Genomic DNA, 11,558 nt, shown 5'->3' on the forward strand with positions numbered 1-11,558 from the left:
CCATGTATATGATTATGTCTTTGCTAATACAGCAACTTACAAGCACTCAAGCGGTAGATTGGATTGTTAAGGATCATTCATTATTCAACCTTTACAAACTCACTTACTTAACGCGTTAACCATTTACTTGAAATCATGTTAAATGAATTAGCTTCTGATATTAAGCTCTTTTAACGACATATTTATTGTTATGTGACCTCTCCCTCTCTTTCTATAATCGCGTAACACACTATATTTTTAGGTAAAAATGAATTTAACGTACTTATAAGACACGTGTCTCATTACTTAGTAATAGTTGTTTTATATAGACGAAAAAAACAAAAAGAGTATAAACAGCTGATATTCCGTATAAAATATTAAAAATTGTAGTTAACACGTTAAGTTACTTGTTTACTTTACTGCTTAGTATCTGGTATTTAAATAAATAGCATCTAGTGTTTAAAAATTCGCGGTTAAGCCTCCCAATACAGAGCCTCATTTAAAAAGTGAGGAAAAAATAGGTAGGTTGATGTGAGCATTATGTAGAGAGAAATATTGAGATTGTGTTACGAGGAATTGTAAGGACTTAATTCAAGCGGTTAACGGAGTTGATATTAATAAACGAAACAGAGGAGCAATAATGACCAAAAGTATGGGGGATATTTGATACACCATACTTTGCACAATTGAATTAAAATGCTATCAGTTTAAGTCAATAGATAAGCTCAATTAGATGATATGTTTAGTTTCGTTAAGTAACTTAGCATATGCACCAACAGGGAAGTTATTCAGTTTCTCAAAATCTGTACCATCATAACCTACGATTTTCCCCGTTGTTTTTAAACATTTAAGATCAATCATAATTACCCCAGCTGTCGGTATAATTTTTTCACGCCAAACAAATAAGTATAGCTCTTCATCAATTTTGTAATAATGACAAAGGTCAGTATCTGCCAAGCCCTTTTCAACTCCGTTAAGACATTGCCATGTATAATAATTTTGGTTCAAGTAGACATGCTCATAAGACTCATGTTGGCTATAAGTATATTGAACTCTTTTACCGATTAGCTCATCTGTATGTTGATGACCTCGACCTTGAGTATAGGCAGTGCCCATAGTAAATTGTACAAAGACGGAATCAACCGGTGTCAGTAAATCTCCATCCATAACTCGTTGGTAAGCAGGACGCATCGTTTCTTGTTTGGATGGCATTCGATTGATAATAGCCGTTCCATTATCTGAATTTAAATTCATTACAAGGCTAACGCTAGTTGCTTTTTCCTTTGACTTAATAAAATCAACAAAATAAACGCCTTCTCGAATACTGGTAGCGGTATAAGCTTCAGTGACCTTTTCACCAACACCATTACCTTTTAAAATTTCCCACGTTAAGCTACTTCCACTATTAAAAACATGTCGAATCAACCATCCATTCTCCATGTAAAAATCAAAGGTCTTACCTTCTAAATCATCAACATACTTTAAAGTATTAGCATCTGAAGCAAAACCGTTAGCTAAGTCGCCTACTTGAACCCATTCTGTTTTGTTATCCATCATTTACCCTTTCAGTGATTATTCATAAGCTATGTCATCACCTATAAATCGATGACAACATGATATCTATGCTTTTATTTAGTCGAATTTAATTTGTTTAGACGTACAAAACCTGTGTTGTTACTTTTCAGCAACTTCTTTAAAGGGAGATAAATATTACTTAAGCTATTACTTAAGCGCGAACATGCACCTAGTATCAAGGTTTTAAATACGCGGGGTGCTTTATCTTTTAAATTTTTGGCTTTCAAGCTTTTGGCTATTAATGATTTACTTTGAGTTGAGACTTATTTTATCTGATGCGTTTACCCCAAATACATAAGCAAAAAAATAGGCTGTCCGAGTATTATTTTTCTAGGATGCGCCTAGAACTAAACCAATCCCAAACTAGGCCTAAATAGCTTGGTTTGAAATAGGTTTAGTCGAGTAAATATTTTTTATTTTGCTACTGATAAATAATGCTTAACGAAGTAATCAGATAAAACATGCCACTCAATTTTGCTACCTTGCGCTACAAACCATGAATCGCCTGGACCAAATGTTTCTTCTTCACCCGTTTCTAAATTCTTTAATTTTAATGAGCCTTGCAAAATAGTGGCGTGCTCAGTAAAAGGATATTGCATTGAAAATACACCTTTCGTACATTTAAAAATTGCACAGGCCACAGGATCTTCTGGAGCACCATCGATCATCGCGATACTCGCCTGCGGATCTCCTTCAATAACAGTAGAGCCTAAGTTAGTAACACTTCCGATTTCTACCATTTCCGGTAGGGCTGCATTAAGTAATATTGGTTTCATGTTCTGTTCCTTTAATTAAAGAGTAAGTAATAATTAATGTTTCTGAGTTTGAGTAATAAATTAAAATCTATCTAAAAGGTTATATTAACGACGCCCATTCCAATAACCTGATAGTTGATGCCACATTTTTCCGCCTGTTAATAAAGCAGGAGCAACGTAGTCCTTACCAAGAATATTGACATGAGGGATGTTGCTGATGAGCTCATATCTATCGGTTCTTTCAGTCATGCCTTCCGCTAATACTTTACAAATGATATGACTCGGCGTGACTCCGAAACCTGAATACCCCTGTACATAAAAGACATTGTCATGGCCTTTTAATGTACCCATTTGCGGAAATAAACTAGCACTAACACATAACGGGCCACCCCATGCGTAATCAACTTTAACTTGATCTAAATAAGGGAAGATCTTTAACATTTGGTCTCTATTCCAATTTTTTAAATCATTTGGAATATGCTCTACCGCTCTTGTTGCTGCACCAAAAAGTAAGCGATTTTCATTGGTCACCCTGTAATAATCGATCACTGGGCGAATATCGCTGTATGCTCCTCTTATTGGGCTTATCTGCTCGATCAGCTGATCTGACAAGGGCTCCGTGGCCATTTGAAATGCGTAAGTATTGATGGTTTTTTTGTGTAATTCAGGCTCCATCCCTTCTAAAAAACCATTACAAGCCCATAATAGTTTTTTAGCTTTAACGCTACCGGTCGGCGTTCGCACCGTTACCGTATCCCCATATTCCACGGAAATAACCATTGAATTTTCGTAAATTTTTACACCATAGAGTTCTGTTACTGCTTTTGCTTCTCCCAGTAGTAAGTTTAAAGAATGCACATGCCCTGCCCCCATATGCTTTAAAGCACAACTATAAGCATCTGAACCTACGACACTTTTCACATCAGATCCGGTTAGCAGTTCAATTTCAGTATCAGAAGACACTGATTTGAATTCCTTTTCCCATGCTCTGAGTGTTTTTTCTTGACGAGGATTACTGCCTAAATAAGCGTAGCCATGACGAAAGTCTGCCTTAATATCATATTTTTCCGCACGCTCTTTAATAATGGCTGCACCTAAGTTACCTATTTTAAATAGCTCTTGAAGGCCTTCCGGTCCAACGTGTTTTTTAACGGTATCTAAATCATGACCAAGGCCCGCCATGATTTGCCCACCATTTCGTCCAGTGCCACCATAACCAAGGTAGCGCCCTTCCAAAATAACCGTATTAGTAAAACCTTTTTCAGCCAACTCAAGCGCGGTGTTAACTCCTGTAAAACCGCCTCCAATAATGACCACATCAGCTTCAATATCGTCTGTAAGTCTGGTGAAACTTAAGTCATATTTTTTTGTTGCTGAGTAATATGTTTCAGAGTCTAAATGTCTTTTCATCTTCTCGTCCTTAGCGTTTTTTATGACGATATAAAAACATAGCCATCAACAGCTAACAATCAGCCGTAAGGTTGATAAAGCAGTATTCATTCAGAATTCAATCCAGAACAAAACACCTTAATCTACTGATTAATAACAACTTTAATTTAAAAGTAAAAATATTGATTGTGGAATAACTAAAAACACAAATGCGACATAGGTCAGATTACACCGCTAAAATACGCTTTCTCATCCTTAAGGTTGATTTCAATGTGAGGGATTATCTTTTTTAATAGCTCACCAGTTATGAAAAGGAAATGTCATGAGAAACGATATTAAAGTCATCATTTATGCTTCAGACGCTAGTCAAGGAAGTTGGAGAGCATTTGATGTCGCAATTAATCAAGCAATCAAGAATAAAGCAGAAATTGTTTATGTTCATGCGATTGAAAGTATTAAGACCATTACATCCGAGGCTTCCTATTCATATCTGCCAAAGGGAATAGAAAAAATCCATTCTTCTCAACGAAAGCAAGAAACCGCGTCAAAAATCAGAGAAAGAATACAGCGATTTGCACTGGTTAAATTTAGTGACTTAGGCACTCCTCCTAAATTTTCAATTAATATAGAATTTGGTCCTCCTGAAAAAGTCATCATAGACGTAGCAGAGAAAACCAATGCCGGCTTAATTATTATGGGAAACCGTAAATCTAGCCCTTTTTCCAGAATGTTCTTAGGCTCTACAGTCAATAAAGTTCTGCAAACAGCAACAATCCCAGTTTTAATGGTCCCCCTTCCAAATGGATTGGAAGCCCGTAAAAAATTAGCAACACTTTAATCAATAATCATCAAAGGATTTAATATGAAAAAATTAAAAGTTTGTTTAGCAATGTTACTACCCGTCGTATGTTCATCTGTTCCTGTCATGGCAGCGGAGTATCCTAATAGACCTGTAAAATTTGTAGTTCCTTGGCCGCCCGGTGATTTAGAAGATATTCTTACGCGCTTAATTGCAGAAGAGATGTCTAGCCAAACAGGTAAACCTGCGACTGTCATTAATAAACCTGGCGGTGGTGGCGTTATTGGAGCGGCACAAGTTGGTAGAGGTAAAGCTAACGGCCTCACTATCGGCTCTTTTGTTGCAGACATTCTGACTACACAGATCATCTCTGGTAATGCACCTTTTGATCAAAATACCTTTGAGCCTGTGGGTATTTTTTTAGATTATCCTTTTGTAATTGCAGCTAAAAATGACGCACCCTATAACAATATGGCTGAGCTAGCTAAGTATTCTCAGGAAAACAATGTCTCGCTAGCACATTTTGGTTATCAAGCCCTACCAACAGCGATTACCTTTAAAGCTGCTGATAAAATTGGCCTTAAATTCTCTTCAAATGCTCCCTTTGATTCCATTACCTGTAGCACCTTAGCAAATGGTGATGCAGACATTATTAATACAACCACACAAACTATTCTCGCTTGCTTACAATCAGGTGATGTCAAAATTATTGCTTCTATTACTCAAAATCGCATGAGTATTAGCCCAGATGTAGCAACGCTTAAAGAGCAAACCGGTGTAAAACAAACAACTTGGAATGGTCTATTTGTTAAAAAAGGCACACCTGAAAATATCAAACAAAAAATTGCTGATATAGCACAGGCGGCATTAAAGTCACCACAGGTAAAAGATATCAGTGAAAGCACTGGGGCTAATGTTTTTTGGATTGGCGGAACAGAAGCACAAACTATTGTTAACAATGATTTTTTAGGTGCGAAAGAGCTATTGGAATATATGAAGTAATTTAAATATGAGTAGATAAATTATCTACTCATATTTTCACAATAAGGGAGAAAAGAATGGCGATTGAAATCGAGATAGATGAAAAAAATACAAGTGACTCAACGGACAATGAATTACCGATGAACTATTACTTTTATTTATTATCTTTTATTGGCTCCCTCGTGCTGATACTTCTACAACCCTTTGAAGCAGCGGCAGTAACAACTACACATGGCTGGTATTCTCAGCCTTTTGTTGCCCCTTTATTTGGGTTATCTATTATTTCAATTTTTAGTGGTACCTATTTATTAGTCAACACTAAGAAAAATTTTCACTGTTTGAAAAATGTAAACCCCATTGAGTTAAGTTTTAACGCAGTCAGTAAATATAGAACCGCGATTATAATTAGCATGTTTTTTTACTTATTTATCGCAAGTTTGTCAGTGGTCGGTTTTGCTATATCAAGTTTTGTACTGATCATTTCAATGCTTTGGATTAGTAATCTATTTAATCGCTTTTGGGTGGTTATGTCGCTTATCTCAGTCTCCATCTTGATCGTAATATTTAGAGTCATCGTTAGTGTTTGGTTACCCGATGTTTGGCTGTATAACTTGTTTCCCGATTCTTTATCTGAATTCGCGAATATGTACTTGTAAATAGAGATAAAATTATGGATGTTTTCTTATTAGGCATGCAAGAAATAATAACAATAAACGTTATGCTTGCTATTGTTTTTGGTGCAATTTTAGGGGTGTCGATAGGCTCTATTCCTGGTCTTGAACCTGCCGGTGTTATTGCTATTTTATTACCGATGACATTTGCAATGGACCCGTTACCAGGCGTCACGCTATTACTTGGCGTCTATGGTGGTGCTTGGTATGGCGGAGCTATTCCAGCCATTTTGATGAATACCCCAGGTACGCCAGTTGCCGTACTGACCACTTATGACGGTTACCCGATGACCCAAAAAGGCAAGGGTAAAAAAGCACTATCGATAGCTTATTCTTCATCTTTTGTAGGCGGTATTATTAGTGTGCTATCACTGATATTTTTAGCACCAATATTATCCCAGGTAGCCACATTATTTGGTTCAACAGAGTTTGCTATGTTAGCCGCTTTAGGCATGATCTTTGTTGTTATGGCACATTACAAACAAGCATTTTCTGCCGCAATGATGCTTGGGTTAGGTATTTTCTTTGGCTCGATTGGCATTGATAGGTCCTATAACACCATGACCTATACATTTGAACAAGAATGGTTATACGGAGGAGTACCTCTGGTCCCAACAGTCATTGGTTTGTTTGCTATGTCACAAGCATTTGTGCTGCTATCTCAAAAAGGCAATGACTCACAAGTTACAAAATATGAAGGAGAAGGCAGATTCTCTGGCATGTTAGTGGTATGGAAATATAAGTGGACCGCTTTTCGTTCAGCAGCATTGGGCGTGCTCATGGGATTATTACCCGGTGTTGGTGAATTTGGTTCTCAATTCTTTTCTTACACCCTTGCACAAAAATTTTCTAAAACACCAGAGAAATTTGGTAACGGAGCAGAAGAGGGATTAATTGCCTCTGAAACATCAAATAATGCGGTAACGGCATCGGTTATGATCCCCCTACTTGCTTTTGGAATTCCTGCTGATGCTTTGATGGCGATGTTACTGTCAGTATTTATGGTTCATAACTATATACCCGGTCCTACCCTATTTGCTGAGCACCCAGAGTTTATTTCTGGATTATATATATCGATATTTTTAATCAATATCGTGGCATTTTTATACCTGACTTTTTCCAGTAAATTAATTGTTAATTTAACAAGAATTAGAGGTCGTTTCATAGGCGCTATTATTTTGATTCTTGGTTTTATCGGTAGTTATAGCCAAAATTATCAATTTTCAGATGCGCTCATTGCATTAGGCTTTGCAGTTTTTGGCTACATTTTAAAAAGAGAGCAAATTCCCGCGGTTCCAATTATTCTTGGCTTAGTGCTAGGCCCTGTATTTCTAACTCGAGTGAAGCAAGCACTTGGCGTTTCTAACGGTGATTTCGCCATTTTTGTAGAACGACCAATTAGTTTGACGCTACTGATCATGATCATTGTATCGATCACATTATTTGTAGTGACGTTAGTTAAAGACTCAAAAAAATAAATATTAACTAGGAGAAATAAATGAACAAATTATGGATGACAATAAATGGTGCCAATGCAGAGGGCGATTTATCCCCGATTTCAGTACTTAACCCTGCAGATGAAACAGTGATATATGAAGCGCCACAAGCATCTATAGAGCAACTTGATTTAGCCGTTGAAGGTGCAGTGAGTGCATTTAAAACTTGGAGTGCATTAACTCAAGCAGAACGAGATGTTTATATAAATAAAATTGCAGATACGATTGAAGAAAATACGGAACAACTCGCTAATATAATAGTCAACGAACAAGGTAAACCATTACAACTTGCACATATGGAAGTGGGTGGCGCAGTCGCTTGGACAAGGCATGCAACCAATATCGAAATTCCAGTGGAAGTTTATCAAGAAACAGATGACAAGCGCATCGAAGGAAGGTGTAAGCCAATTGGCGTTGTCGGTTCAATCACGCCATGGAACTGGCCATTAATGATTGCAATATGGCACATAATACCAGCACTTAGAATGGGTAATACGGTTATTAGCAAACCCTCTGAGTTGACCCCGATTAATACCTTGCGCTTGGGAGAACTACTTCAAGATGTATTGCCTGCAGGTGTTTTTAGTGTGGTATGTGGCGATGGAAAGATTGGCCAAGCAATGAGTGAACACAAAAACATTAATAAAATTGTGTTTACTGGTTCAACCTTAAGCGGCCAACGTATCATGAAATCAGCGGCAAATAACCTTAAGCGTTTAACTCTAGAGCTTGGCGGTAATGATGCAGCTGTCATTCTACCCGATGCTAATTTGAGCAAACTGGCTGAAGCTATTTTCAATACGGCATTCATTAATATGGGACAAACATGTGCCGCTATTAAACGAATTTATGTACACCAATCACAACATGATCAACTGTGTGAATTACTCGCTGAAATAGCGGATAAGAATATTGTTGGCTCAGGTTTATCATCTGATACCACCTTTGGTCCAGTTCAGAATAAAAATCAGTTAGAAAAAGTTATTTCGCTGGTTGAAGATGCTAAATCCCATGGCGCGACTATTTACGCCGGAGGCAACAGATTAGATACCCCAGGTTACTTTTACCCCCCTACTATTGTTGGTAATGCAAGCCATGGCATGCGTATTGTTGATGAAGAGCAATTTGGGCCAGTTGTTCCTATTATTAAATACACTGACGTTGATGATGCAATTCAGCAAGCTAACTCTTTAGAGGTTGGTTTAGGTGGTTCAATTTGGGGAGATTTAGACTCAGCAATTCAATTAGCATCAAAATTAGAGTGTGGGACGGTTTGGATCAATGGTCATGCTGAAATACTACCCCACGTCCCATTTGGAGGCTGTAAAATGTCAGGCTTTGGTGTTGAATTTGGGCTAGAAGGTTTATTAGAAAATAGCTTGCTGCAAGTAACCAACATTAATAAAAGTTAGGTTAATGCTTTGATATAAAACTCACTCGATAATGTTTCAGTGTTTCAGTGTTTCAGTTTAGTTATGAGCATTATCGTGTGAATTTAATTAACTTAGATCCCCTCTAATACCACTCTACTCGAGCTAATTCAATCGTCAAAGTCAGTAAAATTCAACTTATAGAATACAGTTTGCACCATAAACTTTATTTACTAACTCAATCTTACTGCTCACTTGTAATTTAGAAAATAGATGTTGTAAATGCGTTTTTACAGTCGGTAAGCTCGATTTGAGATTTGATGCAATGGTTTTATTTTGCAATCCTTGAATAGCTAGTTGAAGAATTATTTTCTCTTTATTCGTTAAACCATACTGCAAGCAAAAATCCTCATAGCTAATCTTAGTATTATTCTGTAACTGCTTATTTAAAGTGAACTCTATATAACGTTGTAGACCTACTAATCTGGCTAATTCATTTTTATTAAGTTCTTCAGAGTTTTTGTTGAAAAAAAGCGATGAGCCACCAATCATGACGCCATCTTGATAGTAGAATAACTCAATAATGTCTCTTACATCCCATTGCCTAACAAAATCAGAATAATAGGTATTATCGGCCTGCTGTGATCTAGGAACAAGATCACTCATTCTCACTACACGGTCTAACTTATGTTGAAAATTAGTAGGATGTAAAGGATCAAGTTTGTAGAAATTTTCAGTATATTCGCGATGCATCATAGTAGCGATATTATAGGTTTCGTAACACAAAGGTTTACAAGACTCATCAACCAAATAACTGACTGTGCCTGCTATATTGAAACTAGAACTCAATAATGTAACAACTTCATTTTGAAATTCATGTAATTGCACTATATTAGCGTTAAGACTTCCCATATAAAACCTCCCTGAATACACATATTACTTAACACGTTAAGCATTTAACGAAAAGATGCTACTTTATTTGTAATCATTAAAAAGTTAATCACTTCACACTATTAAATTTTTTTATTTGAATATGACCTATTACAAATTATTGATTAACGCATCCCTAATATTAAAGAACTGCAAAGCATCGTAAAATACAATGGGGAAGTTGGCACATGGTCTGCCATAGATATTCGGTACTTTGCCGGCATTTAGGATTAATAAAGATCCATCACAACTATCTCTAGTATGTTTTAGATTATAGTGATGCCTGATCCTATATTTTGCCACATAAAGTTCGCTCTAGACCTATTTATACTCCGTCGCTTTGAAGACACCTTTTTAATAAAAACCATTATTCAAGCTGCCAATAAACAGCTTTTTAAGCACGGTTATGAATGGTGACGTAAAAACACCAGTTAATGACATTCCAAAGCCTATAATCTAATGAATTTTATAAAAGTTAATGTTCTAAAAATTGTAGTACTCAGTTATTTCCCTTCTTTATTTATTCATTTAATGAATAAAAACGGCGACTTTGATGTTCTATAAAATATATTTCACTCCTGTATTTTTGTTATTTTTTAAATGTCATTGAAGGTTTTTTAATCTTTTTCAGCCGTTTGAAAGCAATTTTCAAAGTAAAAGTCAGATCTGTTTTAAAAACATTACTAATGGTAAAACCTATCAATTATTACTATTTTCATACTTATAATTTAAGTTCCCATATACCACAAAACTGCTCTGCAACACTGACTGCAATTGATTTTTATACTTGATAAAAAGAAGATGTTTACTCTTTTTTAGCTGGTTACCTTCACTTTAAAAACAAGCTTGCCATTATCCTATTAATTACAAAAATAACGACAAACCACCACCATTAAAGGGATTGCTTATTGCCATCGCAAAGTGAACCTTTTATTTACTTCATCCGTATCATCACTTTTACGATCGACAAATTAATTCAATTATTTGTCATTTCTTAACCTGCTATTAACCTCAGGAAGACTATTATCTTCCTCAACAACGACCGATAAGGGATAAAACTTAACCGTTGTTGTCAGGTGATAACAGATGAATAAATACACGGCTTGTAAAAAATATTTGCAATAAAGGAAATTTATTTCCCACTATGTAGGTCTTTTGAAGTGAGTGTGTATTAAAACAAGATGACGCAAAGGAGTTGGCTGATTCAAACCTTGTTAATGTGAGTGAGCAAGAAGAAACAAGCCCACGTCACAGGTAAATAAACAACAAGGTAAAACGGTGAACAATCACTTAGCTTTTTTCATTCTAAATTCGATTGGTGACAAAAAAGCCACAATGAATGGAAAAATAGAGTGATGACGGTCACATAAATAATAGGCATAATAGCTACATCGAGTGAGGAAACAGCGGTAACGCATTAACCACTCATTCAATACAAATATGTATCAACAAATTATTTAAGGTATTCAAAATGAAAAAATTAACAACTCTAGCAGCAACCCTACTTATCAGCTCAAGCGTTTTTGCTGGTACACAAGTCGTTCATTCTGACAAAAACTTCAGCACTGATGCATTCACAAATAAAGCAGCAGCTTATGAAGCCGGTTTTAATT

10 protein-coding genes are annotated in these 11,558 nt (G+C 36.2%); 6 read left to right on the top strand and 4 right to left on the bottom strand.

Features of this window, described 5'->3' with window-relative positions; translation table 11 throughout:
• Positions 1-708 precede the first annotated feature (708 nt).
• The 3 genes from H592_RS0100520 to H592_RS0100530 form a co-directional block, all read right to left on the bottom strand.
• The gene (locus tag H592_RS0100520) at positions 709-1,533 is read right to left on the bottom strand and encodes a molybdenum cofactor biosynthesis F family protein (protein ID WP_028867010.1); all 825 of its coding nucleotides are present in this window, start codon (positions 1,531-1,533) and stop codon (positions 709-711) included.
• 434 nt (positions 1,534-1,967) lie between these two features.
• A complete protein-coding gene (locus tag H592_RS0100525) occupies positions 1,968-2,330 on the bottom strand; it encodes a cupin domain-containing protein (protein WP_028867011.1) in 363 nt (120 codons plus the stop codon).
• A gap of 84 nt (positions 2,331-2,414) precedes the next feature.
• Positions 2,415-3,719 (bottom strand): NAD(P)/FAD-dependent oxidoreductase, encoded by a 1,305-nt coding sequence (locus tag H592_RS0100530; protein ID WP_028867012.1) that lies wholly within the window; start codon positions 3,717-3,719, stop codon positions 2,415-2,417.
• A 301-nt stretch (positions 3,720-4,020) separates the two neighbouring features.
• Between H592_RS0100530 and H592_RS21205 the strand changes: the two genes are divergently transcribed.
• From H592_RS21205 to H592_RS0100555, 5 genes are read left to right on the top strand one after another with little or no spacing between them, the layout of a single operon-like run.
• Positions 4,021-4,536 (top strand): universal stress protein, encoded by a 516-nt coding sequence (locus H592_RS21205; RefSeq protein WP_051368833.1) that lies wholly within the window; start codon positions 4,021-4,023, stop codon positions 4,534-4,536.
• Positions 4,537-4,560: 24 nt separating this feature from the next.
• Positions 4,561-5,499, top strand: a complete 939-nt coding sequence (locus H592_RS0100540; RefSeq protein WP_028867013.1) for a tripartite tricarboxylate transporter substrate binding protein — start codon at positions 4,561-4,563, stop codon at positions 5,497-5,499.
• 56 nt (positions 5,500-5,555) lie between these two features.
• On the top strand, positions 5,556-6,134 hold the full coding sequence (locus tag H592_RS0100545; protein ID WP_028867014.1) for a hypothetical protein: 579 nt from the start codon (positions 5,556-5,558) through the stop codon (positions 6,132-6,134).
• Positions 6,135-6,148: 14 nt separating this feature from the next.
• Positions 6,149-7,627 (top strand): tripartite tricarboxylate transporter permease, encoded by a 1,479-nt coding sequence (locus H592_RS0100550; protein WP_028867015.1) that lies wholly within the window; start codon positions 6,149-6,151, stop codon positions 7,625-7,627.
• Positions 7,628-7,647: 20 nt separating this feature from the next.
• Complete coding sequence (locus tag H592_RS0100555; RefSeq protein WP_028867016.1) at positions 7,648-9,057, top strand: aldehyde dehydrogenase family protein; 1,410 nt, start codon at positions 7,648-7,650, stop codon at positions 9,055-9,057.
• Between the two features lie 156 nt (positions 9,058-9,213).
• On the opposite strand, the gene H592_RS0100560 is transcribed toward H592_RS0100555, so the two are convergent.
• A complete protein-coding gene (locus tag H592_RS0100560; RefSeq protein WP_028867017.1) occupies positions 9,214-9,927 on the bottom strand; it encodes a response regulator transcription factor in 714 nt (237 codons plus the stop codon).
• A 1,489-nt stretch (positions 9,928-11,416) separates the two neighbouring features.
• Here H592_RS0100560 and H592_RS24985 point away from each other — a divergent pair.
• A partial coding sequence (locus tag H592_RS24985; RefSeq protein WP_211235602.1) for a DUF3316 domain-containing protein occupies positions 11,417-11,558 on the top strand: 142 nt, incomplete at its 3' end.

It is taken from the genome of Psychromonas arctica DSM 14288 (assembly GCF_000482725.1).
GTDB classification, from domain to species: domain Bacteria; phylum Pseudomonadota; class Gammaproteobacteria; order Enterobacterales; family Psychromonadaceae; genus Psychromonas; species Psychromonas arctica.

Excerpts from the sequence above, each read along its gene's own strand:
- H592_RS21205 (WP_051368833.1), top strand. The coding sequence starts at position 4,021 with ATGAGAAACGATATTAAAGTCATCATTTATGCTTCAGACGCTAGTCAA.
- H592_RS0100530 (WP_028867012.1), bottom strand. The coding sequence starts at position 3,719 with ATGAAAAGACATTTAGACTCTGAAACATATTACTCAGCAACAAAAAAA.
- H592_RS0100560 (WP_028867017.1), bottom strand. The coding sequence starts at position 9,927 with ATGGGAAGTCTTAACGCTAATATAGTGCAATTACATGAATTTCAAAAT.
- H592_RS0100540 (WP_028867013.1), top strand. The coding sequence starts at position 4,561 with ATGAAAAAATTAAAAGTTTGTTTAGCAATGTTACTACCCGTCGTATGT.
- H592_RS0100550 (WP_028867015.1), top strand. The coding sequence starts at position 6,149 with ATGGATGTTTTCTTATTAGGCATGCAAGAAATAATAACAATAAACGTT.
- H592_RS0100520 (WP_028867010.1), bottom strand. The coding sequence starts at position 1,533 with ATGGATAACAAAACAGAATGGGTTCAAGTAGGCGACTTAGCTAACGGT.
- H592_RS0100525 (WP_028867011.1), bottom strand. The coding sequence starts at position 2,330 with ATGAAACCAATATTACTTAATGCAGCCCTACCGGAAATGGTAGAAATC.
- H592_RS0100555 (WP_028867016.1), top strand. The coding sequence starts at position 7,648 with ATGAACAAATTATGGATGACAATAAATGGTGCCAATGCAGAGGGCGAT.
- H592_RS0100545 (WP_028867014.1), top strand. The coding sequence starts at position 5,556 with ATGGCGATTGAAATCGAGATAGATGAAAAAAATACAAGTGACTCAACG.